This is a genomic window from Litorimonas taeanensis, from assembly GCF_003634015.1.
GTDB classification, from domain to species: Bacteria; Pseudomonadota; Alphaproteobacteria; order Caulobacterales; family Maricaulaceae; genus Litorimonas; species Litorimonas taeanensis.
The window spans coordinates 1,368,181-1,394,573 of record NZ_RBII01000001.1 but is presented as its reverse complement, the minus strand read 5'-3'; the positions used below and the strand labels follow the sequence as shown (position 1 = coordinate 1,394,573).

General features: G+C 47.6%; 27 protein-coding genes. 18 read left to right on the top strand and 9 right to left on the bottom strand.

From position 1 onward, the window contains the following. Positions 1-8: 8 nt before the first annotated feature. Entirely contained in the window at positions 9-1,382 is a 1,374-nt protein-coding gene (locus tag DES40_RS06420; protein WP_121099747.1) for a 3-isopropylmalate dehydratase large subunit, read from the top strand. Then, a complete protein-coding gene (leuD, locus tag DES40_RS06415) occupies positions 1,379-1,951 on the top strand; it encodes a 3-isopropylmalate dehydratase small subunit (protein ID WP_121099746.1) in 573 nt (190 codons plus the stop codon). Before DES40_RS06420 ends, leuD begins: the two co-directional genes overlap by 4 nt. On the opposite strand, the gene DES40_RS06410 is transcribed toward leuD, so the two are convergent. From DES40_RS06410 to DES40_RS06395, 4 genes are read right to left on the bottom strand one after another with little or no spacing between them, the layout of a single operon-like run. Then, positions 1,948-3,108, bottom strand: a complete 1,161-nt coding sequence (locus tag DES40_RS06410; protein WP_121099743.1) for a CaiB/BaiF CoA transferase family protein — start codon at positions 3,106-3,108, stop codon at positions 1,948-1,950. The genes leuD and DES40_RS06410 overlap by 4 nt on opposite strands. Next, positions 3,105-4,001, bottom strand: coding sequence for a polysaccharide deacetylase family protein (locus tag DES40_RS06405; protein ID WP_121099741.1), 897 nt, complete (start codon positions 3,999-4,001; stop codon positions 3,105-3,107). The genes DES40_RS06410 and DES40_RS06405 overlap by 4 nt, the downstream gene beginning before the upstream one ends. Beyond that, positions 3,994-4,935 (bottom strand): polysaccharide deacetylase family protein, encoded by a 942-nt coding sequence (locus tag DES40_RS06400; RefSeq protein ID WP_121100495.1) that lies wholly within the window; start codon positions 4,933-4,935, stop codon positions 3,994-3,996. The genes DES40_RS06405 and DES40_RS06400 overlap by 8 nt, the downstream gene beginning before the upstream one ends. Further along, positions 4,925-5,611 carry an isochorismatase family protein gene (locus tag DES40_RS06395; RefSeq protein ID WP_233345466.1) on the bottom strand — a complete coding sequence of 229 codons (687 nt, stop codon included), beginning with the start codon at positions 5,609-5,611 and terminating at the stop codon, positions 4,925-4,927. Before DES40_RS06395 ends, DES40_RS06400 begins: the two co-directional genes overlap by 11 nt. A gap of 98 nt (positions 5,612-5,709) precedes the next feature. On the opposite strand from DES40_RS06395, the gene DES40_RS06390 reads away from it, so the two are divergent. Then, positions 5,710-6,630 (top strand): hydroxymethylglutaryl-CoA lyase, encoded by a 921-nt coding sequence (locus DES40_RS06390; protein WP_121099739.1) that lies wholly within the window; start codon positions 5,710-5,712, stop codon positions 6,628-6,630. Positions 6,631-6,702: 72 nt separating this feature from the next. Here DES40_RS06390 and DES40_RS06385 read toward each other — a convergent pair whose 3' ends face one another. Genes DES40_RS06385 through DES40_RS06375 form a run of 3 tightly spaced genes read right to left on the bottom strand, consistent with a single transcriptional unit; the run spans position 6,703 to position 9,072 of the window. Then, complete coding sequence (locus DES40_RS06385) at positions 6,703-7,530, bottom strand: alpha/beta hydrolase (protein ID WP_233345465.1); 828 nt, start codon at positions 7,528-7,530, stop codon at positions 6,703-6,705. Next, positions 7,508-7,876, bottom strand: a complete 369-nt coding sequence (locus DES40_RS06380; RefSeq protein ID WP_121099735.1) for a hypothetical protein — start codon at positions 7,874-7,876, stop codon at positions 7,508-7,510. Before DES40_RS06380 ends, DES40_RS06385 begins: the two co-directional genes overlap by 23 nt. Then, on the bottom strand, positions 7,876-9,072 hold the full coding sequence (locus DES40_RS06375; protein ID WP_121099733.1) for a class I SAM-dependent methyltransferase: 1,197 nt from the start codon (positions 9,070-9,072) through the stop codon (positions 7,876-7,878). Before DES40_RS06375 ends, DES40_RS06380 begins: the two co-directional genes overlap by 1 nt. A gap of 114 nt (positions 9,073-9,186) precedes the next feature. Between DES40_RS06375 and DES40_RS06370 the strand changes: the two genes are divergently transcribed. The 14 genes from DES40_RS06370 to DES40_RS06305 are packed head-to-tail and all read left to right on the top strand — an operon-like array spanning position 9,187 to position 22,973. After that, entirely contained in the window at positions 9,187-9,498 is a 312-nt protein-coding gene (locus DES40_RS06370) for an REDY-like protein HapK (protein ID WP_121099731.1), read from the top strand. Further along, positions 9,498-10,331 (top strand): SDR family NAD(P)-dependent oxidoreductase, encoded by an 834-nt coding sequence (locus DES40_RS06365; RefSeq protein ID WP_121099729.1) that lies wholly within the window; start codon positions 9,498-9,500, stop codon positions 10,329-10,331. Before DES40_RS06370 ends, DES40_RS06365 begins: the two co-directional genes overlap by 1 nt. Continuing rightward, positions 10,332-11,216 (top strand): polysaccharide deacetylase family protein, encoded by an 885-nt coding sequence (locus DES40_RS06360; protein ID WP_233345464.1) that lies wholly within the window; start codon positions 10,332-10,334, stop codon positions 11,214-11,216. 4 nt (positions 11,217-11,220) lie between these two features. Beyond that, positions 11,221-12,033 carry an HpcH/HpaI aldolase/citrate lyase family protein gene (locus tag DES40_RS06355; protein ID WP_121099727.1) on the top strand — a complete coding sequence of 271 codons (813 nt, stop codon included), beginning with the start codon at positions 11,221-11,223 and terminating at the stop codon, positions 12,031-12,033. Between the two features lie 2 nt (positions 12,034-12,035). Further along, a complete protein-coding gene (locus tag DES40_RS06350) occupies positions 12,036-12,557 on the top strand; it encodes a MaoC family dehydratase (protein ID WP_121099725.1) in 522 nt (173 codons plus the stop codon). Then, entirely contained in the window at positions 12,557-13,744 is a 1,188-nt protein-coding gene (locus tag DES40_RS06345; protein ID WP_121099723.1) for an acyl-CoA dehydrogenase family protein, read from the top strand. The genes DES40_RS06350 and DES40_RS06345 overlap by 1 nt, the downstream gene beginning before the upstream one ends. A gap of 5 nt (positions 13,745-13,749) precedes the next feature. Beyond that, the gene (locus tag DES40_RS06340; protein ID WP_121099721.1) at positions 13,750-14,898 is read left to right on the top strand and encodes a CaiB/BaiF CoA transferase family protein; all 1,149 of its coding nucleotides are present in this window, start codon (positions 13,750-13,752) and stop codon (positions 14,896-14,898) included. Continuing rightward, positions 14,895-15,998, top strand: coding sequence for a CaiB/BaiF CoA transferase family protein (locus tag DES40_RS06335; protein ID WP_121099719.1), 1,104 nt, complete (start codon positions 14,895-14,897; stop codon positions 15,996-15,998). Before DES40_RS06340 ends, DES40_RS06335 begins: the two co-directional genes overlap by 4 nt. After that, positions 15,998-16,570, top strand: a complete 573-nt coding sequence (locus DES40_RS06330) for a carboxymuconolactone decarboxylase family protein (RefSeq protein ID WP_121099717.1) — start codon at positions 15,998-16,000, stop codon at positions 16,568-16,570. The genes DES40_RS06335 and DES40_RS06330 overlap by 1 nt, the downstream gene beginning before the upstream one ends. Positions 16,571-16,584: 14 nt before the next feature. Beyond that, complete coding sequence (locus DES40_RS06325) at positions 16,585-17,766, top strand: multidrug effflux MFS transporter (protein ID WP_170144908.1); 1,182 nt, start codon at positions 16,585-16,587, stop codon at positions 17,764-17,766. Positions 17,767-17,815: 49 nt separating this feature from the next. Continuing rightward, complete coding sequence (locus tag DES40_RS06320; protein WP_121099713.1) at positions 17,816-19,114, top strand: MmgE/PrpD family protein; 1,299 nt, start codon at positions 17,816-17,818, stop codon at positions 19,112-19,114. Then, complete coding sequence (locus tag DES40_RS06315; RefSeq protein ID WP_121099711.1) at positions 19,111-20,469, top strand: MmgE/PrpD family protein; 1,359 nt, start codon at positions 19,111-19,113, stop codon at positions 20,467-20,469. Before DES40_RS06320 ends, DES40_RS06315 begins: the two co-directional genes overlap by 4 nt. Positions 20,470-20,483: 14 nt before the next feature. Continuing rightward, positions 20,484-21,872 carry a phenylacetate--CoA ligase family protein gene (locus DES40_RS06310; RefSeq protein WP_121099709.1) on the top strand — a complete coding sequence of 463 codons (1,389 nt, stop codon included), beginning with the start codon at positions 20,484-20,486 and terminating at the stop codon, positions 21,870-21,872. Beyond that, complete coding sequence (locus DES40_RS06305) at positions 21,873-22,973, top strand: amidase (protein WP_121099707.1); 1,101 nt, start codon at positions 21,873-21,875, stop codon at positions 22,971-22,973. It abuts the gene before it with no gap. Positions 22,974-22,979: 6 nt separating this feature from the next. Here the strand turns inward: DES40_RS06305 and DES40_RS06300 are convergent, their stop codons facing one another. After that, on the bottom strand, positions 22,980-23,762 hold the full coding sequence (locus DES40_RS06300; protein WP_121099705.1) for an enoyl-CoA hydratase/isomerase family protein: 783 nt from the start codon (positions 23,760-23,762) through the stop codon (positions 22,980-22,982). Then, complete coding sequence (locus tag DES40_RS06295; RefSeq protein ID WP_121099703.1) at positions 23,762-25,180, bottom strand: aldehyde dehydrogenase family protein; 1,419 nt, start codon at positions 25,178-25,180, stop codon at positions 23,762-23,764. Before DES40_RS06295 ends, DES40_RS06300 begins: the two co-directional genes overlap by 1 nt. Positions 25,181-25,277: 97 nt before the next feature. Here DES40_RS06295 and DES40_RS06290 point away from each other — a divergent pair, with 97 nt between their 5' ends. Further along, positions 25,278-26,318, top strand: coding sequence for a nitrilase-related carbon-nitrogen hydrolase (locus DES40_RS06290; RefSeq protein WP_121099701.1), 1,041 nt, complete (start codon positions 25,278-25,280; stop codon positions 26,316-26,318). Positions 26,319-26,393 lie beyond the last annotated feature (75 nt).

Below are 26,393 nucleotides of genomic sequence, written 5' to 3'. Positions count from 1 at the left end.
ATTATGGTATGGAAGAAACTCTCTTTGATAAATTGTGGAATCAACACCTTGTCCAGTCGTTGGATGGCGGTGAAGATTTAATTGCCATTGATCGTGTGTTCTTACACGAACGCACTGGAAGCGTAGCGCTGATGTCACTCGTAGATAGTGGCCGTAAAGCTGTACGACCTGAACATGTGTTCTGTACAATGGACCACATTGTTTCAAATAAATCAGACCGTGATAAAGATGACGCCCGTACCCCAGACGGTGATGTTTTCATAAGTGCCACGAGACGTGCGGCTAAAAAAGCAGGCGTTAACCTCATTGATGTACTGGATGCCAATCAAGGTATTGTTCACGTGATTTCCCCCGAATTGGGGATAGCGCAACCTGGGTTAACTTTGGTGTGTCCTGATAGTCACACCTGTAGCCAAGGCGCATTAGGGGCCTTGGCGTGGGGTATTGGTTCAACTGATGCAGAACATGCCATAGCCACCGGCTGCTTACGCATCAAGAAACCCAGACAAATGCGAATAAATGTCGACGGCGCACTTGGCTCTGGTGTGAGTGCAAAAGACTTAGTTTTGCACATCATTCAAACTTTGGGCGTTGATGGGGCTAAGAGGTGCGCTGTAGAGTTTAGCGGAGATGCCATATCCGCCATGTCAATCGAAGAGCGTTTAACCCTATGCAATATGGCCGTTGAGTTTGCAGCCTTTACGGCCATCATAGCGCCTGACGAGACGACAATTGACTATGTAAAGGGAAAAAAATTCGCCCCTTCAGGTCAAGCGTGGAATGACGCGAAAGCCTATTGGGCAAGCCTTGTGACAGACAATGGGGCTGAGTTTGACTTTGATTATACTATTAAAGCCGCAGACGTGGTACCTACTGTTACTTGGGGTACTAACCCTTCACAAGCTGTCGCAATAACAGGAGAAGTGCCGTCACTTGATGCAAGTTCAGAGCGCGCATTAGAGTATATGAATTTGCGGCCTGGGACTGCCATAACGGATTTAAAAATAGACGGAGCTTTTATCGGCTCCTGTACGAATGCGCGTCTTTCAGACCTACGCATTGCCGCTAAAATTCTTGAAGGCCAGAAAGTGGCCTCAGGCGTCACCGCAATATGTGTTCCGGGCTCTATGGCTGTACGGCGTGCTGCGGAAGCTGAAGGGCTTGATAAAATTTTCAAAGCCGCAGGTTTTGAATGGGGCGCTGCGGGGTGTGCGTTTTGTTTCTATGCAGGCGGAGAAACCTTTTCTCCCGGTTCGCGTGTTATTTCTTCAACCAATCGAAACTTCGAAGGTCGACAGGGGCCGGGTGTCCGCACCCATTTAGCGAGTCCCGCTATAGTGGCGGCCTCGGCTCTTGCTGGACGGATTTCTTTAACATCATGAACGCTCCTTTTATTATACACACAGGTGTTGCAGCACCTTTTATTCGTGACAATGTCGACACAGACCAAATCATTCCATCCCGTGAGATGAAGTCAGTTTATAAAACGGGTTTGAAAGATGGATTATTTGCGGGGCAAAGATATATTAAAGACCGTATACCCAATCCAGATTTCATCCTAAACCAACAAGGCTATGAAGCGGCGAGTATCCTTTTGAGCGGGCAAAATTTTGGTTGTGGCTCATCACGGGAACATGCAGTTTGGGCGCTAAAGGAATATGGCTTTCGAGCTGTTGTCGCGGAAAGCTTCGGAGAGATATTCTATAATAACTGCGTTAGAAACGGCATTTTACCTATACAATTAAGCGCCGAACACATTTACAAATTGCCAAAGACATTAACAATTGATTTGCAAGGGCAAACGGTCAATGGAGTCTCTTTCGATATTCCCGAAGGCGATAAGGCCATGCTTGTAGGCGGGCTCGATCCTATCGCAATGACGCTACAAAAACAGGCCGAAATTGATGCCTTCATTGCGCAGGATAAAGTCAATAGACCTTGGGCCTATTAAATAACGCCGCGGCTTTTCAGGTCGGCAACATCCAAACCTAAGCTAGCCAGAATGTCGTCTGTATGCTCACCTGCTTTTGGCGGATCCATTTGCAAAGCTGGGCGTTTACCGTCCAAAGAAATAGGCAATGCAGGGAGCTTGCAACGGCCGCCATCTTCCATTTCCATATCTAATAATCCGCCTTCAGCATTCAGGTGAGGGTCATCGAAGAGCTCTTCTGGTTTACCAATTGGAGCAAATGGTAAGCCAAGATTTTCAATCTTAGCCATAAGGTCAGCCTTGGTCATTGATTTAAAGGCGGCTTCGATTTGCGGCAGAAACTTGTCTTTATTAATAACGCGGTCTCGGTTTTCGGCGAGTTCTGGGTCCTCTAGTAAATGTTCGAGCCCGAACGCATTGCAGAGAATTTTCCATTGGCCATCACTGACAACTCCGACAAATACTTGCTCATCATCTTTTGTGTCGAATAGCTGGTAAATAGCCCAGCTAGAGACTCTCGCAGGCATTGGGGCCGCAGCCGTCCCTGTAACAGCTTTCTGTGCCATATGCTGTCCAACCAAGAAGGCTGTTGTCTCGTAAAGCGCTGCTGTAATGCGCTTTCCTTTACCCGTCACGTGCCGTTCATTCATAGCCGCCAGAATACCCATAGCGCCAAACATACCACCCGTAATATCGACGACAGAAGTGCCGGCGCGAAGTGGCCGTCCAGGAGGCCCCGTCATATAGGCAAGTCCGCCCATCATCTGAGTGACTTCATCAAGCGCCGTGCGATGGGAGTAGGGGCCTTCGAGAAACCCTTTTTCTGAGCAATATATAAGCGCTGGATTAAGCGCAGAAAGGTCATCCCAGCCAAACCCAAGTTTGTCTAATGCACCGGGACGGAAGTTTTCGATAAAGACATCAGCCGTTTTAATCAGTTCTAAGACAGCGGCTTTGCCCTCTTGAGATTTCAGGTCAATTGCCAATGATCTTTTATTGCGGTTATACATTGGAAAATATCCCGCCCCAGCCCCGCGTAGGCGCCGTGTTTTATCACCGCCAATGGGTTCGACCTTGATGACATCTGCCCCCAGATCGGCGAGCATAAGGCCGGCGCAAGGCCCCATCACCATATGGGAAAATTCAATAACTTTTATACCGTTAAGGGGAAGACTCATTTTTGGGACCTAAATTTTTTATCGATTTCGCCAGCAGTAAAGGCTTCTACGCCCTCTGTGACATTGATGTGGGAAAGAAGTTCCCGCAAAGCCCAAATACGAAACGGTTGCCCGATGACGTAAGGCGTAAGGGTGAGACCCAGCATTTGCGATCCAAAACGTGAATGCTCTTCGATTAAGAGATCTATTGAACTCTTCATTTGCTTTAGCCAAGCCTCTTCACCTTGTTTGCGCATATGCAACAAGGTGAAATCAGATAGTTCATAACTGTTAGGGATAAGTGTTAAACCACCTTTGGTTGCCACAGGAACAGAATCTGCCTCCCAATCCAAACAATAATGCATTTCATGGTCAGTGAGTAAATCAATGGTCCGTGAAGATTGATTTCGGGCCGGGCTCATCCATCCATCAGGTTTGGTGTCAAAGCAATACAAGGTGTTTTCTATAAGACTGTTTTCATCAGTCGGCGTTAATGCCTCATGGTGAATAGCATCAGTCGACAGACCATGGGCCGCAACCTCATGTCCTGCGTTTCTGATAAAATTTAATAAGGGAGGATAACGTTTAGCAATTTCGCCGTTAACGGCAAATGTTGCAGAAATATTCGCAGCTTTCAAAGTGTCTAATATTCTGTAGACACCTATGCGATTTCCGTAGTCTCGAACTGTGAAATGCCGCAAATCTGGATAAGGCGTAACCATAGCCCCCGGATGTTTAAAGGGCGTGCCAGAGGGATTAAGCGGAAAAAACTCAAGCGGAATAATGAAACAAATAGCAACTTTGGCGCCGTTTTCCCATGCGAGAGAGGGGCGATCTTTAGCCATTCTCCAATCATAAAATTCATGATCTTGGCCATAAGCTCGATTGGGATATGCAAGATAGGATTTATCCATGATTGAACCCTGTCCCGCCTGAGACAACGCCTCGGGCTTTGATATCTGCAAGGCTTTGGTCCCAGTAATTATTTCTGAAATATTCCGCAATTTCTTTGCCGGTTGCAAACCAAACGTCATCTTGGTGGGAGCAGATATGCTTTAACGCCTCTTCAAAAACCTTCAGACGGTTGGGTTGGCTGACAAGATAGGCGTGAAGCGGAATGCACATTACCGTCCCGCTTTTTTCGCCTTCTAGTAATAATTGGTCAAAATGTCGTTTTAAAATATCCGTGTAACGATCTGGGTCCCATCCATTTACGGAATAGGTAATCACGTCATTGACCTCAAGAGAGTAAGGCATGGAGACAAGCTTACCTGTCTTCGTTTTTAGAGGTTGTGGTTGGTCGTCTTGGAAGAGATCACAGCTATACCAGAAATCATTTTCAGCAATGAGGTCAAGAGTGTCTTCGGTGTGCGTAAGGGCAGGGGCAAGATAACCCCGAATACGTTGCCCGCTCGCTTTTTCAACAGTCTTGATACTATCATCTAACACGGCCTGTTCTTGTTCAGGGGAGAGGCCATAAGAATACCGAGTATTATAAATACCATGGCTGAAAAATTCCCAATCTCGTTTGACACAATCTTCGATAATTTCTGGGTGATGATCGCACAGGGCAACATTCAAACTAACAGAGCCGCGCAAATTGTGACGGTCAAGAAGCTCCATAAGACGGAGGTGTCCAACGCGATTCCCAAAGTCTCTTTGGCTATATTGCTGCACATTAGGAATTGCATTCGGCCATGGTGATCGCTGAGGGTTGCTGGGCGGCATGAATTCATAGAACTCAATATTCGGGGCAATCCAGAAGGCGAGTTTTTTTCCGCCCGGCCACTCTATTTTAGGCCGGCCTGCATAAGGCCAATAGTCGTAGAGGTTGGGATCAGCCTTCATAGTTTTCAAGCCATTCATAAACGTCTTTCACATCCACCACATCAGCATATTTAATCAGTAGATCCGTCAGGTTTGCAAAGTGGTAGCTTTCATGTTTGTCGGCCGTCGTTTCTATCGGAACGATAGTCCGATACCCATAAGACAGGCTATCCACCGCTGTGGCGCGAACACAGCCAGATGTTGACCCGCCAGTCACAACAACAGTGTCAATTTTATGAAAGTTTAGAAAGCTATTAAGAGGGGTTTCAAAAAATGCACTCGGCATTCGTTTTGTATAGACGGCATCGACATCCCTATGGATTTCAAGGCGGTCGTCAAATTCTGCGCGTTCACTTCCAAATTTGATGTTTTGTAGGCTGTCAGGCGTGTCTGTCCGTGTCCCCCAAATGCCGCAATCGGCTGCGTTTTCCATATAGGCAACATGGGTCCAAATGACGGGTAAACCTTTGCTGCGGATAAGCTTGGATAGAGCGTTAATATGACTCATTTGCTCTGGGTCTGTGACATAGCCCGTTTTGAAGAGGTCAGGACGGGTATAAGACTTCTGCGGGTCCACATTGACGATGGCCATACGTTCCCCAAAACCGAACCGCTTTCGGGCTGGATTTGAACGTACCTCCTCAAATATCTGTCTGGCGGTCTTATCGGAGAGGGTCATTGTGGATTCGGTTTTCATAATTATCTCTAAGCCTGAATTTTTGATATGTTTAGTTGATGCAGCGCAAGAGCCATAGGTGAAAAGGTGAGAATGTTCATCTAGTGAAGGAAGAGTATATGAAAGATAAAATTCTTATATCCGAAGTTGGCCCACGGGACGGATTGCAAAATTGTAAAGGCGTTATGCCGACCGACGTTAAAAAGCGTTGGGTTAAGGGATTATATGATGCCGGAGTACGTGAAATTGAAGTCGGTAGTTTTGTTCCGCCAAAACTCTTTCCGCAATTGGCTGATACGGCAGAGATTGTCGCTTTTGCAAAAACTTTGCCAGGGTTAACCGTTTTAGCGCTCATCCCTAATTTTCGTGGAGCGCAAGCGGCGCTAGATGCTGGCGTTGACGCTGTAACGCTCCCATTATCGGCGAGCGAAACGCATTCATTAAAAAATATGAGGCAAACGCACGATCAAGTTATCGAAAATGTCAAATCGATTCGGACTTTGTTTGATGCGTCTTCTAATCCACCACGTTTTGAAGCCGGAGTATCAACTGCATTTGGCTGCTCTATTGAAGGCCATGTTCCAGAAGCAAAAGTTATTTCCTTAGGAGAGCGCCTTGTCGAAGCCGGCGTAGACGAGCTCGGACTTTCTGACACAGTGGGATATGCAAACCCGCTGCAAATCAAATCAATGATTAAATCAATGCGAGACGCAGTTGGCCAAGAAAAGGTAAAATCAGTGCATTTGCACAACACCTATGGCCTTGGCATTGCGAACGCATTCTCTGCCTATGAAGAAGGTATTGAAGTTTTTGATAGTTCCCAAGGCGGGTTAGGCGGCTGTCCAGCATCCCCAGGTGCAAGTGGCAATATTGTCACTGAAGACCTCGTTTATATGTTTGAGGCGATGGGTGTTGATACGGGCATTGATTTGGATCACTTGATGGCTTGCCGCAAATATCTGGAAGAAGGACTTCCAGGAGAGCCAGTATACGGATTCACGCCAAATGCTGGACTACCTAAGACGTATTCTGTCTCTTAAATTTAATGGCTGACGCTTGAACCGCGACAGCCACCTATTCGGCTTTAGCCTTAAGTGGAATTGGTGAGAGCGTTAAACCTTAGAGGGTTTATCGCTTAGGGCGGCTTTGATTTCAGAAACAGCTTTTTCCGTATCAGTATCCATGAAGCCAAAACCCCAATCAGGATAATCCACGACGGCGCCATTTTGTAAATATTTGGCAACGCGGGGCGTGTACTCAAAAAGCATGTCGTTGGGATTCATTACCGTGATACGGTGCGGAAGTGCGCTGATGCGGTCTTCGAAATACTCGTTGTATTTAAAGGCAGCCTCATGTCCCCATTCATAGGCTTCACCTGCCCGTAAGTTTTCGGCTACGGAGAAGGCGAGTTGCTCTAACGATACATTTGGGCCGCGATATTTAACGGCTTGTGTCCACATATGTGAGAAGCGTTTTCCGTCTTCGTCTAGGGGGATAGGTTGGAACTGACTTTTAAATTGATCGCGTTCTTCGACTGACAGGACAAGCGCAGACACCATAACAATAGTCTTTACCCGTTCAGGGCGTTGAAAAGCCATTTCAGTGGCCACTTTGGCGCCTGTATGGTGCCCCAATAAATCTACACTCCCTAAGTCTAGGGCATCAATCGCAGACCAAATTGAACGGGCGAAACCTTCAATTGACATCTTGGTTTCGGGGACATCGGACTCGCCATGGCCAGGACTGTCGATTGCAATAACAAGGCGGTCATTGCTTGCCTGCTTCATAAACTCAATAAACTCTCTCGAAGATTTTGGGCTTTGATGCAAACAGACCAGCGGGGCGTAATCAGATGGACTGCCTGCAATACGATAATGCATTTGCCCATAATCCGCATCAACAAAAGCGCGCCTTATCTTATTCATCTTGAGCGAGCTCATGGCCTATATCTTCTGATGTGGGCTCGTCAGGCGTGTTCAGCCCTTCGATTTCCTGTTGATAAATCCGCATAATTCGAGCGAGATATTCTTGGGTCCAAGCCCCTCTCTCTTCGGCAATTGGCTTAGGCGGAACATAGGTTTCAATATCGGCCTGTGTAAGACTGCCTTTGTCTTCGAGGATACGTTCTACAGTGTCCATGCGTTCCCTAACAACGGCTAGCTCTTGTGCGATTGCCATCGTGACGGCCAACACACGCTCTACATCAGGGTCTTTTAGGAAATAAGGGCGCTTACCTTTTGGTTTTGCGCCCGCAAGTTTAAGGGGGTCAATGCGGCTCTTATCCATTATGCGGCCTTTTTCTCAGCACCAATAATATGCCAAGCGGCTTTTCGGCCGTAATCTTCTACATCATCATTGGCGTGTTCTGGGAAAAGTTCAGAGTCGACCACGGCTGCGACGCCGCCATGCAGTAATTCGTCACGGTCAAAGCCCGCATCAACCATCCACTGATCAAGATCTAATTCATGAAGCTTCGTCCAAAAGGGTTCATTATTATAAAAGGCATCCCAGTCACGGATCGCTTGTTCATATAGGGGCATATCAGGGGCGTATTGCGGTTGCTCGACATGCATAACCAAGCCGCCAGCCGCCAAGAGACGGTGACTTTCCTTCATAATACGAGGCATAGATTTTACCGATGTTTCGTGAAGGAACATCGTCGATTGCACCCAATCAAAATGTCCATCTGGGTACATGGACAAATCTTCGGCGTTGGCTTGAACAAAAGTAATATTATCGACGCCCATAGTTTTAGCTCTGGCGAGGCCGTAGCGTAGTACAGGTGCTCCCGTATCTACACAGACAACTTCGGCATCCGGATAGGCTTTGGCTATCGGGACGACATTTTGTCCTAGGCCGCCGCCAATATCGAGGATGCGTTTCGGTGCAAAATTAGGTCGATTCTTTTTCATCCATGCGACGACCGCTTCGCCGCCGCCATCTGAAAAACGTCCAAGGCCGCCGCCTGTGGTGACAAAGATACCGACATCGTAATTGGCGGCACCTGTGACGTCACCGGGTACAATCTCGTCGTGATAAGAACCTGGCATGCAGTGATGGTCAATTTTGGCAAGATAATTCGGGATTTTCAGGTCAGGATTCAGAACAAGGCGAGGGTCCTCCTTGGTCAGGTTTTCCGCTTTTGAATTCAATGACTCTGCTTGGCGTAAAGTAACCCAGCGGCCGGCTTGCTGGCGTAGCTCCATCGTGCCTCTACGAAGGGCACTCCAATGTTGGAACAAGGGGTCTTGTAGCAATTGTTTGCGCACTTGGTTGCGGTGATTGGGTTTGGGCTGGTGCGGCGCGACCCGTGTTTCATAGGCCTTTTTGACACCCGGCAGAACATTAGAGGCTAAATGACGATTTAAGTGCGCTAAAAAATTAAACCGCGCTTTTTCGTCATGTGTGGTTTCTGGCGACATGCCGTGCAACCCAACATTTCGGTAATCAGGCGGGCCATCATAATTTCGTGTGTCTGACATAGTGCTTCCTAGCGTTTAACGCTTTCTAGTCGAACTCTGAACGAAAAGAGTTGACGTTTGTCAAAGCGAGGCGTTCTGTAAAAAGACATGAATTGTGCAAGAATGGAGAGCATAATGGCCGCAAAGATACTTGCACTTTTTAATTTAAAAGCTGGAACTTCCGTAGAGGACTATGAGGCGTGGGCAAAGACCGTCGATATTCCGACTGTCAACGGGTTAGGGTCTATTGAAAAGTTTGAGGTCTTTAAAACAACGGGGCTTTTGTTTTCTGAAGATAAGCCGCCTTATCAATATTTTGAAACTATTGATATTTTAGACATGGATGCGTTTGGCGCAGAGGCCAGCAGCGAAACCATGCAAAAAGTAGCGGCAGAGTTTCAGGCTATGGTTGATGATTTGGTCTTTATTCAAACGGAAAAACTGTAATGCGGTTCAAAGGTAAAACAGCGGTCATTACAGGGTCTGGACGTCGCGGCGGTCTTGGTGAAGCGATTGCGAAGAGGTTAGCCGCTGACGGCGCTAATATAGTCATTTCCGATATTGGAGAGCCTCGCGACGCTGCGACAGGCGCCGAGCATATTGGGAGCTCAGACGAGATGGAATCAATTGCGCAAGAAATGCGTGATATGGGCGTGGAGAGCTCAACATGTGTCTGCGATGTGCGCTCTTTGACGGATGTAAGAAAGCTTGCGGCGCATGCAAAGGAAACGCATGGTTCGCTTGATATCTGGATTAACAATGCGGGTATTGGTTACATCATGAAACCCTTGCTTGATGTAACCGAAGATGATTGGCGCGCTGTTATAGACGTCAATTTATCGGGCTCCTTTTTTGGGGTGAAGTCTGCCGCAGAAGTTATGGTTGCGCAGGGCACTGGTGGGCGAATTATCAATGTCGCGTCACAGGCTGCTAAATCAGGCTTTCCGCATGCTCAGGCTTATACAAGTTCCAAACATGGCCTCGTTGGGTTGGTCAGATCTGCTGCGACGGAGCTTGGCCCGCATAATATCACGGTCAATAATGTGTGTCCTAACCATGTCACGACGGCTCTGGGGGCCTGGCAAAACGAATATTTTGCCGAAGTTACAGGGGCTGATAGCGTTGAAGATTATTTAAAAGCGATGGCCGCCCGTATTCCTATGGGGCGTCCGGGTCTGCCAGAAGATACTGCGAATGCCATTGCCTTCCTATGTTCTGATGATGCGAAATACATTACCGCCGAGAGTATGAATGTCTCTGGTGGTGAGGAGCCCCATTAAATGAGTATGACAGATCCGGCGCCAAATGGATTTTCATGGCCCAATGGCGCGAAGCTAGCGCTCTCAATAGTTGTCAATGTAGAAGAGGGGGCTGAGCGAGGTTTGTTGCAAGGTGATAAGGCGAACGAGCCTGTAGATGAACTTGTTACAGGTCTAAAAGCGCCAATTCGCGTGCATGGTAATGAGAGCAATTACCAATACGGAATAAATCGTGGTGCACCTCGAATTTTACGTGCTTTGAATGATGCGGGCGTAAAGGCCAGCTGGACTGTGTGCGCGCAGGCGCTTGAAAAAGCTCCATGGCTCGCGAATGAGATTTCTTCTCGTGGTGATGAGCCTGTCTCACATGGTTATCGCTGGTTATTTACGGCCTTTATGGATGAGGCCAAAGAGGCGGCTTTCGTTCAAAAAGGCACGGATAGTATTTTAGCGACCACAGGGCGTAAACCCGTAGGGTATTTGTCGCGCTATCTACATACTGATCATTTGCGGAAAACTTTGGCAAAGCAAGGGTATCTTTATCACATGGATGATTTCTCTGACGACTTCCCGCGTTGGGAAAGCTTTGATGATGGAACGCCGCCAATTATTGTTTTGCCTTATGCGGTTGATAGTAATGATATGAAATTTTGGCTGTCTCCAAGTTTTACAGCCGAGATGTGGTTAAGCTATGCGAAACGAACTTTTGATGAACTTCTTGAAGAGGCGTCATCAGAAGGCGCGCGCATGATGAGTCTAGGGTTGCATCTTCGTATAATTGGCAGGCCCGGACGGATCTGGGCGTTCAAGGTGTTTTTAGAGTATGTCAAAGATCGCAGTGATGTTTGGATTGCCACGCGCGAAGATATCGCAAATCATTTCGCTAAACACGTAAAGCCGGAGTAGAGCTATCTATTATAGATCCCAATTATTCGTCCCTGGAAATCGCCCGGATAGATTTGAAAAGGCTTGTCAGGCTGGCGCCGATTTAGTGTGTATCGATCTTGAGGATGCTGTGGCGCCAGACGATAAAGTATCAGCCAGAGAATCCACCTTGGCCTGGCTTGCCGAGACAAAACATAAAAATGTTGGCTTACGTATCAATGCCATGGACAACCCATTTGCAAAAGGGGACATAGAAGCGATTGCGTCTAGCGGTGTCTCGCTTCCTTTTGTCATGATTCCAAAGGTCTCTACTAAAAAGCAACTCAAAGCCTTGGATAAAGCTTTGCCAAAAGAAGCGGGTGATTTCTTTGTTATAATTGAAAGCGCTTTGGGGTTGATGAATGCGGGAGATATTCTCTCTCATAAACGCGCCAAGCTCGCACTCTATGGCGCAATTGATTATGCTGGCGATGTGGATTGTGATTTAGAGTGGGAAACGCATTTGTATGCACGGTCTAAACTCGTGGCGGCCGCGACAGCTCATAATGTTCAGCTATTTGATGTGCCCCACATTCATGTGCGGGACTTAGAGGATTGCGAGCAGACCACACGTCAAGCCAAATTGATTGGCATTCATTCACGGTCTGCCATTCATCCGGCTCAAATTGCTAGGATTCATGCTGCGATAGCGCCTTCGGATGAAGAAGTCGCTCAAGCAGAAAAAGTGATTGCGGCGTATCAAACATCCGATGGGAATGTTGCGCTATTAGATGGAAAATTAATAGAGACGCCGCTGGTGAAAAAGGCTGAGCGCATACTTGCAGCGAGAAAGATTTAAACGTGGTAGGAACAATAAAAGAAGTCGGACCCAACAGATTCCGTGAAACTTTTGGACGATATTACGAAGACTTTGAGGTCGGGCATATCTATGAGCACCGTCCGGGTAAAACCGTCACTGAGTATGACAACCATCTGTTCACTTTGATGACCATGAACACCCACCCAATGCATTTTGATGCAGAATTTGCGGCCGCCAGTGAGTTTAAGAAAAACCTTGTCGTCAGCCCATACACGCTGGCCTTGCTAATTGGGATGTCCGTGACGGACACGAGTCAAAAAGCCATTGCGAATTTGGGGATGGATGACGTCAAATTTACCGCGCCTGTATTTGCGGGTGACACCATTTATGGTGAGAGCGAGGTTCTGGCAAAACGTGAAAGTAAATCACGTCCCGGGCAGGGCATTGTGACAATTGTCACTCGCGGCCTTAACCAAAGGGGCGAGATGGTCTGTACCTTTAAGCGGAATATGTTGATCCCATCTGCGGGTAATGCGGTGGAAGATAAAGTTGAGAATTACTAATGAGTGATACTGCTTGGACAGCCGAAGACGAGAGCATGATGTTTGACACCATCGATAGATGGTGCCGCGACGAAGTGCGAGATAAGGTTATGGAGATGGAGCATGCGGACGAATATCCGCATGAATTTGTCGAGCGAATGAAGGAATTTGGTTTGTTCGGCGCGACGATTAGCCAAGAATATGGTGGCTTGGGTCTTTCCGCGTCTTTTTATGCAAAAATTGTAACGCGCATATCCGAAGAATGGATGAGCTTAACGGGCATCTTTAATTCACATATCATGATGGCGACTGTCGTTGAAAAATACGGAACAGACTTTCAAAAAGACTATTGGCTTCCAAAGTTTACCTCTGGGGAAATTCGTGGAGCTTTAGGCTTAACCGAACCCAATGCTGGCACCGATTTGCAGGCCATCAAAACAGTCGCCAGAAAAGACGGTGATCATTACGTTATCAATGGTTCTAAAACATGGATTTCAAACAGTATCATGGGCGGCGCTGTTGCGTTGATGGTTAAAACCAACCCTGATTCAGATCCCCGTTATAAAGGGATGTCGATGTTCATCACGCCTCGAATGGACCCAGATACAGGCGAGAAGTATGAAGGCTATTCCAACGGAACGAAGATGCAAAAACTTGCCTATAAAGGTATTGATTCTGCGGAACTGTTTTTTGATGACTACCGTATTGACGCTAAACGCCATTTGATTGGCGGCGAAGAAGGTAAAGGTTTTTACATGGCCGTTGGTGGTCTGGAGCTTGGCCGAATTAATGTGGCGGCGCGGTCAGTGGGTATCGCAAAGCGCGCGCTTGAAGAAGCCACACGCTATTCTCAAGAGCGTAAAACATTTGGCAAACCAATTTGTGAACATCAAGCCATTCAATTAAAACTTGGCGAGATGGCAACACGGGCCAAAGCGGCAGAGCTTATGGTGGAAAATGCCGCTGCGGCTTATGATGCAGGTCAGAGATGCGATATGGAAGCCGGCATGGCGAAATATTTTGCGTCTGAAGCAGCAGTTGAAAATGCACTTGAGGCGATGCGCATTCATGGCGGTTATTCCTATTCAAAAGAATATCCCGTTGAGCGCTTATTCCGAGAGGCTCCATTAATGTGCATTGGTGAAGGTACCAATGAAATGCAGCGCATCATTATTGCAAAGCAACAAATCGCACGGAACAAGATTTAACTGTTATGGCACAAAACCTACCCCTTAAAGGCATTCGAATTATCGCAGTTGAGCAGTATGGCGCCGGGCCATATGGCACACAGCTTCTGGCTGATTTAGGGGCGGAGGTTATTAAAATTGAAAACCCTCTCACCGGAGGAGACGTCTCGCGTTTTGTTTCACCGCACTTAATTGGTGAGAAAGACAGTCAGTTTTTTCAAACCTTTAATCGGAATAAAAAATCCATTTCCCTTGATTTGAAATCAAAAGAAGGCCGCGCAGCATTTGAAGCCTTAGTGAAGACGGCTGATGCGGTATCGAATAATCTGCGCGGAGATTTACCCGAAAAGCTCAAGATAGACTATGCGGCACTTAAATCTGTGAACCCTAAAATTGTCTGTGCTCACCTATCGGCTTATGGTCGAGGGAACTCTCGAGAAGCCTGGCCAGGCTATGATTATTTAATGCAGGCCGAGGCAGGATTTTGTTCAGTGACCGGAGAGCCTGACGGGCCGCCCGTCCGTTTTGGTTTAAGTATGGTAGATTTCATGACGGGGTCTATGTTTGCGACGGGCCTCGTTTCAGCTGTGTTTGGCGCGCATAGGAGCGGCGAGGGCAGTGATATCGATGTCTCGCTTTTTGATACAGCTTTGCATCAGTTGTCTTACCCCGCCACGTGGTATTTAAACTCTGGTGATATTACAACGCGCCAGCCTCGCGGCGCTCATCCGGCGATTGTTCCGAGCCAGCTTATGGAAGCGGGTGATGGTTGGATTATGTTTTGTTGCCAAACCCAAAAATTCTGGGAACGCTTATGTGAATGTCTTGGTAAAACCGAGTGGGTTTCAGATCCGCGATTTGTGAAAGTCGAAGATCGCCGCGCGAATAGAGACATTGTGCAAGAGGAAGTCGAACGGGTTTTAAAAACAAATACAGTGTCGTATTGGATGGAAAAATTTGGCGGTTATGTACCCGCTGCCCCAGTTTACGATATACAACAAGCCCTTGAAAATGATTACGTCCATGAAGTCGAAATGGTATATGAAGACCGCCATGATGATATGCCGGGACAAAAAATCAAATTACTGTCTTCGCCTTACAAATTTAATGGAGAGCGCCTAAAGGGCGGAATATCTCCTGAACTAGGCGCTGATACGCAGGTGCTTGTTAAATGAAACTAGACGGCGTTAAGGTTCTCGATCTTTCGGCTTTTCTCCCGGGGCCGCACATGTCCATGATGATGGCCGATCATGGCGCAAGTGTCGTGATGGTTGAACCTGATAACGGTGTTGGGGAGCCCACGCGAGTTATGGGCGAAACATATGATGACGGCACATCTGTGTGGTTTGCCAATATTGCGCGCGGCAAGAAGAGTTACAAAGTTAATTTAAAAGACCCTGAACAGCAGTCTCAGTTTTTGAAACTTGCCGCCGAAGCCGATGTGTTCGTTGAGGCTTTCCGTCCTGGTGTTGTCCAGCGTTTGGGCGTCGATTACGAATCTATCAAAGCAATTAATCCCAAAATTGTTTATTGTTCTATTTCAGCTTTTGGACAGAATGGTCAATATAAGAATAAACCCGCACACGACCTCGTTATACAGGCGATGGCTGGGACAGCCGACCTTACGCGCGGGATGGACGGTGCGCCCGCTTTAACGCCAATGCCCTCTGCGGATATGACGGCATCCTTACATGCGCTTTCTGGCATTTTGATGGCGCTTTACCGACGAGAATCGACAGGTGTTGGGGATTATTTAGATATATCGATGTATGACAGTCTTTTGTCTTGGGTGCCCAATGTTACAGGCGCTATTTTTGCGGAAGATCGTCAGCCCGTGCGTTCGGAAATGCGAAGTTTCGGTGGAAATGCTTTTGTTAATATTTACGAGACCTTGGACGGCGGCCACATCATCCTTGGAGGCAGCGAACCTAAGTTTGTTCTGAATGTCCTGACCGCTTTGGGCGGCCTTGACCATATAGAGGATATGCGAAAACCTGTTGGGCAACAGGGCGCTGTCATTTCATTTCTCAAAAATACATTTAAAACTAAAACTCAAAGTGACTGGGAAGCTATTTTCGATGAAATAGATTGTTGTTGGTCTACAATTAGGACCCTGCACAAAGCCCTAACTGAAACTGGAGCGCCGACGATAAAAGACCCCGCAGGAAAAACCCATATTAAGTCACCTATTCGATTTAAAGATGAACCTGCTCAGCTCTCTTTTGATTTGCCTGAATTTGGACAACATACACAAGAATTGAAAGGCGGGTTCTAATGTCACGCTTACCCCCTGTGCCGCCGACAGAAATTTCAGAAGATGCAAAACCGCTCTTTGATTTTGCGGAAAATATGATGGGATTTACACCCAATGATGCACAGGACATGGCCCGAAACCCAGAAATATTAAGCGGTGTCGCGGCCATGTGCGGAGCGATTTATTCACCAAACGGCAAAGTCTCTCCTGGGTTAAAACGCCTTATTGGATTCATAACCTCCAGCGCTTCAGGCTGTAAATATTGCCAAGCTCACACAGCTCATGGAGCACATGAACAAGGTGTAGAAGATGAGAAAATATTGAAGGCTTGGGAATATGAAACGTCCCCTTTGTTTACCGAAGCCGAGCGGTCTGCCCTTCGTGTAGCTCAAGGCGGCGCCATGAGCCCATCCGAAGTAACGGATGAACAATTTGCCGATATGCGGAATTATTTCAGTGATGACCAGATTGTCGAAATTGTAGCTGTGATTTCCATGTTTGGATTTTTAAATCGCTGGAATGCTATTATGGACACAACACTTGAGGAGACACCGCTTAACTTCGTTAATAAGGCGGGTGTGGTAACGCGGTAATGAATGCGCGCGCTATGGCATTGACCCAAAATCGTTGGGGCTTCATTCTGTTTATGTCTGCTATGTGCAGTCTTTCGCCATTTGCCATGTCATTTATTATTCCTGCTTTTCCGTCACTGGCGGTTGAGTTTGGAAAACCTGTCGCAGATATTCAGTTTTTAATTTCAGCCTTCCTTATTGGACTGGGGGTCGCTCAACCAATCCACGGGATGTTAGCGGATAGAATTGGTCGCCGTCCTGTTCTGTTGATGGGGTTCGTAATCTTTGTAATAGCGAGTTTTGCAAGTGTACTAACGACCTCATGGACAGCCTTGATTATTTGCCGCTTTTTGCAAGCCGCGGGTGTAAGTGCTGGGACTGTTATCAGCCGCGCCATCGTAAATGATATTCAGCCGCGCGAAGAGGCGGCTGTGTCACTTTCTTATATTTCTATCGCGATGGGACTTGGCCCTATTATTGCGCCGATATTTGGCGGGCTGTTAGATGAAGCCTATGGATGGCGCAGCATTTTCATGGGGTGCGCAGCCTCTGGGCTCATCATTCTTACAATGGCTGTTCTGCGATTGCCAGAAACGCGCCCAGTCCAAAAAGAACCGCGCAGGGTTGGGAGAGATTATAAGCGCCTGTTAACGAGCCCAGCGTTCATCGGTTACACATTGATGTTCGGCTTTGGGCAAGGGGTTTTCTTTTCTTTTCTGCCATTCGCGCCAGACTATTTCGAAAATGTGTTAGGACATGGCACAGCATTCTTTGTTCTGTGTTGGATACTCTTATCGCTTGCTTTTATGTCGGGATCGCTTTTGGGGACAAAGTTAACGCGTAGGTTAGGGATGGATAAGTCCCTATTCTATGCCGCGTTATGGCTAGTCATGACCCTAGCCATAATGATTATTGTCTATAGCGTCATAGGAGACAATGCTTTCGCCTTTACCGCGACGCTCATGCTGGCCATGATTGGAACGGGTTTAATTTGTCCAATATCTCTTGCGGGGTCTATCAGCATAGACCCAAAGCTAGCGGCTACGGCTGCGGGACTCTCCAGCTCTATCGGGTTGATGCTCGGCGGTGTGTTTACCGTGATTGGCGGATCAGTTTACGATAAAACTTTGTGGCCTTTCTTTGCCTTGGCGGCGATGGCTATCTTTGGAAATATGTTTGCCGTGTGGTTAACCCAGGTGGGACGCCAAGGCTCATGAGGATACTAATCGAGAGTAAACATTTTTCACTGCCGGAGGAGCTAAAGATATGCGTAATCTGACACTCACTGAGCGTTTGTCCCCAATCTTGTGCCGGCCTATCTCAGAGGTTGATAGACGGCGGGCGGCTTTGTTATTCCTAGATTGGACGGGCTGCGCCGTCGCCGGGCAGGTCGAACCCAGCGGGCAGAAAATGACAGCCGCCTTTAAGGAAGAAACTGGCCCATGTTCGCGAATAGGGACAGGACCGTCTTCACCGCTCATGGCGGCTTTACATAACGGGGCTCTGGGTAATGTGCTTGAAATGGATGATGTCGATAGGCAAGCGGTGCTTCATGCGGCGCCCACTATAATCCCCGCTGCCTTATCCGTGGCTGAATATGTTGGCGCTGACCCAGATAAATTCCTAAATGCAATTGTTGTGGGTTACGAGGCCACAATTCGAATTGGCCGCGCTGTGGGCGCAGGACATTATGCTTTTTGGCATAACACAGCGACATGCGGCCCTTTCGGCGCAGCGGCGGCGGCTTGTTATTTATTAGAGAATAGCGATTTGGTGTCAGCGCTTGGCCTCGCCGGGACGCAGGCCGCAGGCCTTTGGCAGACGCGTCACGAGCCTGATAGCATGGCAAAGCAGCTCCATGCAGGCCATGCCGCACATGCAGGGGTTCTAGCGGCCCTCTTATCTGTGCAGGGGTTTCAAGGCCCCAAATCTATACTCGAGGGAGAACAAGGTTTCTTCAGGGCGATGTGCCCGGGGGCTGACCCAGAAGATATTCTAGCCAACCCAAAAGCAGAATGGCTATTACATGAAACGAGCTTGAAACCTTATCCGGCCTGCCGTCATGCTCACCCCGCTATTGATGCGGCTCTTAAGGCTTTTAACGAATTGGGGGCTTCCGACTCGGATGTTCTGGTAGAAACCTATGCGGATGCCATAAAATTTTGTGATCGTCCAAATCCTCAAAGCACAATTGAAGCGAAATTCTCGTTGCAACACAGCGTTGCTTTGGCCTTGACGAAAGGCGTGCCTGTGCTTTCTGATTTTGAACCGGATGTTGTAGGGGGGCCTCTTAAGGCTTTAAGGGCGCGGGTGAGCGTTAAAGAAACCGATGCGTTTTCTGGTGCTTATCCTAAACATTATGGCGCCTCCGTAACCCTTTATGGGAAGACATACACGGCTCATGATGCATATGGGGACCCAGAAGTTCCAATGTCTGAAAATGCCGTAAAAGACAAAGCTATTGGCTTGATGACCCATGCGGGGATGCGGGCCAAAGATGCAGAACGACTAGCCCAAGCTGCATTAGAGTCTGATTTAATTAAATATCTGAGTTTATTGCCATGAGTGAGTCCTCTCGTACCTTTGCACGATATGCTCTGACCCAAGCAAAATTTCCTGATTCTGCTTATCGGTCGGCCAAAATATTTATTTTGGACAGTCTTGGTGTTGGCATTGCTGGGGCTAAAGCGCCATTTAACCAAGCGGTTTTCAAAACTGCAATGCGTTGGGGAACCGGAGAAGAGGCTTGCTTGTGGGGTAGAAAAATAAAGGCACCCGCGGCCACCGCTGCTTATCTTAATGGCTTCCAAATTCATTCAATGGAATATGATTGCGTGCATGAACCCGCCGTGGTGCATCCAATGGCCACAATTTTTGCGGCTATTTCAGCCGAAGCAGAAAGGCAAAACGGCGTAACAGGGAAAGAGCTTATAGAGGCTGTCATCGTGGCTGTTGATGTGGCGGCTGAACTTGGCGTGGCCGTGAACACGCCATTGAAATTTTTCCGTCCTGCCACCGCAGGTCTGTTCGGTGCAACGCTCGGCATAGCGCGATTAAGAGGGTTTGATGAAGCGACGGCCATGTCTGCAATGGGGTGCGCGCTGTCTCAATGCGCGGGGGTCATGCAGCCTCACTTAGAGGGCAAGCCTACACTTCCTGTGCAGATTGCAGGAGCAGCCCGTTCTGCAGTTGTTGCTTGTGACCTTGCGGAAGCTGGTCTGCATGGGGCAGAGAGTTCACTGGAAGGGCCGTTTGGGTATATGGCGTTGTTCGAAGATGATGGCAGCGCGTCTTTGGCCGCCGAGAGATTGGGCGCTGTTCATAGAATTACCGAAGTCAGTTGGAAACCATTTCCTACGGGGCGCGCGGCGCAAGGCGGGATTGTACTTGTGCAAAAGCTATTGGCGGAAGGTGTTACAGCGGATAATTTAGAGGCGCTCATACTCTCAGCCCCACCAATTATTCAAAGATTAGTCGATCGGCCAATCCCCAAAGATATGAGCGCAAATTATGCGCGGCTATGCTATCCTTATTTAGCCGCTGTAACTTTGCAAAGGGGAACCGTTGGGTTGGAAGACTTTTCACATTCTGATTTACAAGATGCGACCTTACGCGAAATTGCAGGTAAGGTTAAAATAGAAATCAATCACATAGAAGACCCCGCAGAATTTGTTCCTCAATCTCTGACCGCGAAACTTAAAAACGGCGAAGAGAAAACCGTCTCGATTGAAAAACTCTTTGGGTCTCCCGCTGATCCACTCTCTCAGGAACAACATTTAGAAAAATTCCGAAAATGTCTTTCATTCGGATTGAGTGAAGTCAAAGCGAAAGTGACCACAAACAGGCTCATTAGCGAAGTAGAGAGTTTAGAAAAATCTGATGATTGTTCTGAACTTTTCATGCTCGCATCGGGCTTGTAAATGGACACTGTATTATGCACGCAACATATTTTGATTTTGTGAACCCAGCGAAAATTCGCGCAGACCATCCTATTGGTGAAGATTTCTTATTATTCGCAAAACATACAAGCCGTGATGAACTATTCGCGCATCAAGACCGCTTGTTTCGAAAAATGTTATTACGCGCGTGGAAGACGCCCTTCTATCAAAAGCTTTGGGGCGCAAAAGGTATTGAGCCCGGTGATATTGATGGGCTGAAGGATATTAATAAGCTACCTACTTATGATAAATCAGACATTATGGCATCAATTGATCGCTGTCCTCCATTCGGAGATTTTTCAGGCTTGGACAGCTATCCTCCGAATGAACAACCACCCGTAAAATTTCACACGACTTCGGGAACGACGGGCAAACCTCAGGTTTTGATTTTCGGCCCTAAGTCACGCGAAGTACAAAATTTACTTCTTGCACGGCTTTATACACTTCAAGGCATTGGCCGTGGGGATGTTGTACATTCTGTTTATGGGCATGGCCCCATTAATGGTGGGCATTACATACGGGAATCAGTCACCCATTGGACACAAGCAATTATGGTTTCAGCGGGTACAGGTGTTGAAACGCGCTCTGTAAAACAAGTTCAAATGATGGCTGATTTTGGTGCAACGGCAATTGTTGGCTTTGCAGATTATATCAAAAAATTGGCAAAAGTCGCGCGAGAGGCAGGACTTGAACCGGGTGTTGATATACCTGTCCGAACAATTTCAGGACATATGGGCCGCGAAGATAAATCCGCCGTTTCCGAAATGTGGGGCGGAGCGGCCTGTTATGACTGGTACGGCGTTGGGGACACAGGGGCGATTGCCGGAGAAGGTCCAGATCAAGACGGGTTATATGTCATGGAAGACGCCCAATATCTTGAGATTTGTGATATTGATACAGGAGAACCCGTCAAAGATGGTCAAAGTGGCGACATGGTTTGTACATGTTTGTTCAAAGATGATGTTTTCCCAATCATACGATTTAACACACATGATGTTTCGGCCGTAAGAACTGGGAAGTCTTCTTTGGGCCTTAATTTTACACGTATTGAAGGCTTTTTGGGCCGCTCTGATAATATGGTGAAGCTACGCGGCATTAATATATTCCCGCAGGCGATTGGCCCATTAATGGAAGAAATAGATAGCTTCGCTGGTGAGTTCTATTGTCAGGTCGACAGAGATGATGCGGGCCGCGATGAAATGACTGTGATTGCTGAATGTAAATCAAATGAGATAGATAAATTATCACCCAAATACGAAGCGCTTCTTAAGGAAAAACTCGGTTTGGGTATGAAGGTGAAACTGGTTTCTGTGGGCGCTACAAGTGAAACAACACAAGTGGATGTTCGTCAAAAACCTATTCGTCTCGTTGATACCCGCTTTTAAATGCACAGCAAAATAAATGCGATATTAGAATCTATTCCTTATAGCGGGAGTGGCCCAACCCTTGGCGTAAAGGCCAATATTGCTGTCAAAGGTCACGCCTGTCACGGCGGCATCAAAGCCTATGATTCACAAATGGCCGAAGAAGATGCCTTAGTTGTTGCGCGGCTTCGCGGCGCTGGGTTTAACGTGTCTGCTATTTTGAATATGGAGGAGGGCGCATTAGGCGCGCAGACGGATAACCCATGGTTTGGGAAAACATATAATCCAATGAAAGAGGGTTATACGCCGGGCGGCTCCAGCGGCGGATCGGCTGCGGCGGTAGCCGCTAAAGAAGTCGATGTCGCGCTTGGTACGGATACAATGGGTAGTGTTCGTATTCCTTCTAGCTATTGCGGGCTGTGGGGATTTAAACCTTCACATAGTCAGAATATGCTTCAAGGCGTAATGCCGCTCTCGCCTACTTTGGATACAGTAGGAACACATGGACATAGCTTGTCCGATGTTGTTTCAGTTACAGAAATTATTTGCGGCAAAACATTTTCAGCCGGCACTGCCGGTGAAGTTACATTGCTTGATTGGGGCCAGGACGTTGTTTGCGATGAAGAAGTGCTATCGCGGTATTTAGAATTTACAAGTCAGCTAGGGCCCTTACAAACAACTAAGCTCTCGCCCTATAAATATACGCAGTCGCGTAAGGCTGGATTAGTGCTTTCAGAAGTAGAAGGTTATGATTTCCATAGAGACATGTTAGCGAAAAACCCCGAGGGTTTCTCTAAGTTTTTCAGAGGCATGCTAGAGTATGGGCATCAACTGCCCAAAGAAAAGATAGAGGCGGCCTATCAACATGTAACAGCCCTTCGTCAGGCGGATTTTCCAGATTTCATTTTAATGCCGACCGCTCCGCAAACGGCATTTAAGTTCGGCAGCCCTGTCCCCAGTAACCAAGCCGATTTTACGGCTTTTGCTAATCTCGCCGACCGCCCCGCGATACAATTTCCGATTGGCGTTAGCGCCGAAGGCTTGCCTATAGGGGCGCAGTTAGTTGGACCACGGGGTAGAGAGGCTGATTTAGTCGCAACCGTTAAGGCTTTACCCGTTTAAGCCAGATTATTCGGTTGGAAAAACGGGTTTTCGTTTTTCTAAAAAGGCTTGATAACCTTCTTTAAAATCACGGCTTTTGAAACCGCTAAGAAACATTTCTTTTGTGTCTGTAGTCTCGCCGCGCTGGCCGCTTTCATAGGCCGCGAACATCTGCTTCGTGAGGGCATTAGATTGGCTTGAAGTTTCGCAGATGGCTTGGGCGTATTGGAGAGTTTCGTTATCCAAAGCATCAGGATCGACGAGCTGATTGATAAGGCGCATGTCTTTGGCTTCGCCAGCGAGGATTAATCTTGCTGAATATAATATGTCCTTTGCAGGGCTAAGTCCCACAGCTTCGATGAGGCGCTTAATATCTGAAAAAGGGTACACTAGACCTAGCTTTCCAGGCGTAATGGCAAATTTCGATGTGGTGTCAGCTATGCGTATGTCACAGGCGAGCGCAAGGCCGCATCCACCGCCAACGCAGGCGCCGCGGATTTTGGCAATTGTAGGTTTGGGGAAATTGGCTAATGCGTTCATCGCATTCGATATACGCATTGAAATTTCTTCTGATGTCTCGGCCGTCGCATAGAGTGTTTCGAATTCACTGATGTCAGCACCGGCTGCAAAGTGCTGGCCTGCGCCAGTTATAATGAGCACCTTTAATGCTTGATTGTCAGAGGCCATTGAGATTGTTTGTTCTAAATCCAGCCACATTTGTGCCGAAAGGGCGTTTCGCTTGGTCTCCTTATTCAGTGTGATGCAGCCAATATTCGAGGCTATCATTTCAAATTGGATGTTTTCTGACATTATTCTTTGAAGTCTTCCATGGTAAGTGGAGATATAGTATTCGCTATATAGGCCTTTTGACGGAAAAAGCGCAAAAATCCGTTTTCGCCCATACGAGAGGGGCCAAGCCCAGAATGTTTAAAGCTCTGTTTGCCGGCTTCGAAATATTGTCCAGTAAGCGCGGCGTCCATAATACTGATGGCACCCGCATCAATATAGTCGCCAATTTGTTTGGCTTCATCAATTGATCCCGCGAAAACGCCGCCAGACAATCCGTATTCGGTGTCATTGGCAAGCTCTATAGCCTGTTCTATGCTGTCATAAGCCATGACTGGAATAACAGGGCCAAAGGTTTCGGAACGCATCACATCCATATCATGCGTGACATCAATGATAACTGTTGGCTCCAGCCAATATCCGCCGCCGTGCCTTAAAATTTCTCCGCCTGACAAGACACGCGCGCCTTTGGCTTTGGCATCATCAATCTGCGCGCTGACAATTTGGGCTTGCTTATCAAAAATAAAGGGGCCGATATGGCCATCATCTATATCAGGGAAATTTAAGCGAGTCTCTTTTGCTTTAATTGCCAGCTTTTGAGTGAAGTCTGAATAAATAGATCGCGGCACATAGACACGTTCAATTGATTGGCAGGCCTGCCCAGTGGCGAGAACTGAAGACCGTAGGGCAAGCGTGGTCGCGGCCTCTAAATCAGCATCAGCTGTAATAATAAGCGGATCTTTGCCGCCGAGTTCAAGATTGGCAGGAATTAGGTTTTCAGCGGCTTTCACCGCGACCTTTTTACCCGTAGGGACTGAGCCTGTAAAACAAACGCTATCCACATAATCTATCAATGCGGCGCCTGTTCTCCCATCGCCTTGAATGAAGGTTAGGATATTTTCCATACCTGCTTTAGGAATGGCCGACATAACAGCATCTGCAAATCTTGGCGTTACTTCACTTGGTTTTACGATAACACAAGCCCCCGCTAGCAAAGCAGGAATGGCATCAATGAAAGAGAGCGTCATGGGGAAATTCCATGGGCTGATGACGCCTACGAGGGCATAAGGCACATAATCATTTTTGTGTTTGAAGTTTGGTTTCGCGCGGCCTTGTATCCACTCGCTATTGGGCATTAATTTTGGCGCTCGGTCTACCCAAGCCCGTATGTTCGCAATGACGCCTAGAACTTCCATTTGGGCCATACGCTTTCGGCCCGTATCAATAGATAGCGCCTGTTGAATAGCGCTAGCTTCAGCTTCCATCGCATCTGCGAGTTTCAACATCGCTGCGCCCCGCACCTCTAAACCCTGTGCACGCCATTGCAATTGTGACGCTCTGGATCGCTTTGCGATAGACGCTATTTGGTCCTCTCCGACGGGCGAAATTTCATAATCCGCAATACCTGTCCGGGGGTTCTTAACCTGGAGTGTTTTAGTCATAATGATGCCCTTTATATGAGCTTGCTCTAAACAGAAAGCAACGTCATAAATATGACTTAGGTCAACTCAGATAATAGATAAGTACCTATAGGAAGCTATGTCAAAATCACCCCGTATTTATAAAGCTCTCGCTCTTCAAACAGAATGTAAGGCCGTCAATCGCTGCGCTTCCCGAGAGGAAAGTCGATTAATCATGATGGGTTCAATTGCCCGTATCAGAGGCCAGGTGTTTTCTGCAAAAGCCTTTCACGGACAGGATTTAAAGCTCATCTGTTTGCCAGAGTATTTCCTTACGAGTTTCCCAGCAGGAGAATCCGCAAGTGAGTGGAGGGCCAAAGCCGCCATAGATATTGATGGCCCTGAATATAAGGCACTAGGGAAAATTGCCTCTGACGCGGATATTTACTTGGCTGGCAATGCTTATGAAAACGACCCGCATTTTCCTGAACTCTATTTTCAATCAAGCTTTATCATAGCGCCGTCAGGTGAGGTCGTTCTTCGTTATCGGCGCCTTATCTCAATGTATGCACCTTCCCCCTATGATGTGTGGGATAAATATATGGAGCATTACTCTGTGGCTGATTTATTTCCTGTGATTGATACGCCTTTGGGACGATTAGCCGCCTTAGCAAGTGAAGAGATTCGTTACCCAGAAATCAGCCGTATTTTGGCGGCGCGAGGAGCGGAGATTATCTTACATCCAACATCAGAGGCCGCGAGTACGCAGATGACGTATAAAAACGTGGCCAAGCTTGCACGCGCACAAGAAAATCAATGTTATGTCATTTCTGCCAATAGTGCGGGCATTACGGGTACTGGCCTCGCCGCCTATAGCACGGATGCCCGTAGCCAAATCGTTGACGACCGCGGTATTATTTTATGTGAAACGCCAAGTGGTGAGACCATCACCGCCTGCGCGGATATTGACATTTCGGCGCTTCGCTATCGTAGGGAAAGAAACGGAATGGATAATATGTTGGCGCGGCAACCTATGGCGCTCTACGCAAAAGCCTATGCTGGGTTTGATATGCACCCTAGCGGATCCTTAGGCGATGGCGCCACGCCGCCAGCCAAAGAATTTTACAAAAAACGCCAAGATCAAGTTATCGAAAAACTGGGCAAAGCGGGTATAATCTAACCCTCTCGTGCCCCCGTAAACCTTAAGGAAGCAGAATGAGACATTCCGCTCTATGCGGGTAAAATGGACTTAAGG

Bases quoted from the DNA above. Each gene is read 5' to 3' on its own strand.
- DES40_RS06375 (WP_121099733.1), bottom strand. From the start codon at position 9,072: ATGTCAGACACACGAAATTATGATGGCCCGCCTGATTACCGAAATGTT.
- DES40_RS06370 (WP_121099731.1), top strand. From the start codon at position 9,187: ATGGCCGCAAAGATACTTGCACTTTTTAATTTAAAAGCTGGAACTTCC.
- DES40_RS06295 (WP_121099703.1), bottom strand. From the start codon at position 25,180: ATGACTAAAACACTCCAGGTTAAGAACCCCCGGACAGGTATTGCGGAT.
- DES40_RS06345 (WP_121099723.1), top strand. From the start codon at position 12,557: ATGAGTGATACTGCTTGGACAGCCGAAGACGAGAGCATGATGTTTGAC.
- leuD (WP_121099746.1), top strand. From the start codon at position 1,379: ATGAACGCTCCTTTTATTATACACACAGGTGTTGCAGCACCTTTTATT.
- DES40_RS06290 (WP_121099701.1), top strand. From the start codon at position 25,278: ATGTCAAAATCACCCCGTATTTATAAAGCTCTCGCTCTTCAAACAGAA.
- DES40_RS06410 (WP_121099743.1), bottom strand. From the start codon at position 3,108: ATGAGTCTTCCCCTTAACGGTATAAAAGTTATTGAATTTTCCCATATG.
- DES40_RS06400 (WP_121100495.1), bottom strand. From the start codon at position 4,935: ATGAAGGCTGATCCCAACCTCTACGACTATTGGCCTTATGCAGGCCGG.
- DES40_RS06380 (WP_121099735.1), bottom strand. From the start codon at position 7,876: ATGGATAAGAGCCGCATTGACCCCCTTAAACTTGCGGGCGCAAAACCA.
- DES40_RS06395 (WP_233345466.1), bottom strand. From the start codon at position 5,611: ATGAAAACCGAATCCACAATGACCCTCTCCGATAAGACCGCCAGACAG.
- DES40_RS06305 (WP_121099707.1), top strand. From the start codon at position 21,873: ATGCACAGCAAAATAAATGCGATATTAGAATCTATTCCTTATAGCGGG.
- DES40_RS06320 (WP_121099713.1), top strand. From the start codon at position 17,816: ATGCGTAATCTGACACTCACTGAGCGTTTGTCCCCAATCTTGTGCCGG.
- DES40_RS06385 (WP_233345465.1), bottom strand. From the start codon at position 7,530: ATGAGCTCGCTCAAGATGAATAAGATAAGGCGCGCTTTTGTTGATGCG.
- DES40_RS06360 (WP_233345464.1), top strand. From the start codon at position 10,332: ATGAGTATGACAGATCCGGCGCCAAATGGATTTTCATGGCCCAATGGC.
- DES40_RS06390 (WP_121099739.1), top strand. From the start codon at position 5,710: ATGAAAGATAAAATTCTTATATCCGAAGTTGGCCCACGGGACGGATTG.
- DES40_RS06365 (WP_121099729.1), top strand. From the start codon at position 9,498: ATGCGGTTCAAAGGTAAAACAGCGGTCATTACAGGGTCTGGACGTCGC.
- DES40_RS06300 (WP_121099705.1), bottom strand. From the start codon at position 23,762: ATGTCAGAAAACATCCAATTTGAAATGATAGCCTCGAATATTGGCTGC.
- DES40_RS06420 (WP_121099747.1), top strand. From the start codon at position 9: ATGGAAGAAACTCTCTTTGATAAATTGTGGAATCAACACCTTGTCCAG.
- DES40_RS06405 (WP_121099741.1), bottom strand. From the start codon at position 4,001: ATGGATAAATCCTATCTTGCATATCCCAATCGAGCTTATGGCCAAGAT.
- DES40_RS06310 (WP_121099709.1), top strand. From the start codon at position 20,484: ATGCACGCAACATATTTTGATTTTGTGAACCCAGCGAAAATTCGCGCA.
- DES40_RS06325 (WP_170144908.1), top strand. From the start codon at position 16,585: ATGGCATTGACCCAAAATCGTTGGGGCTTCATTCTGTTTATGTCTGCT.
- DES40_RS06340 (WP_121099721.1), top strand. From the start codon at position 13,750: ATGGCACAAAACCTACCCCTTAAAGGCATTCGAATTATCGCAGTTGAG.
- DES40_RS06315 (WP_121099711.1), top strand. From the start codon at position 19,111: ATGAGTGAGTCCTCTCGTACCTTTGCACGATATGCTCTGACCCAAGCA.
- DES40_RS06335 (WP_121099719.1), top strand. From the start codon at position 14,895: ATGAAACTAGACGGCGTTAAGGTTCTCGATCTTTCGGCTTTTCTCCCG.
- DES40_RS06330 (WP_121099717.1), top strand. From the start codon at position 15,998: ATGTCACGCTTACCCCCTGTGCCGCCGACAGAAATTTCAGAAGATGCA.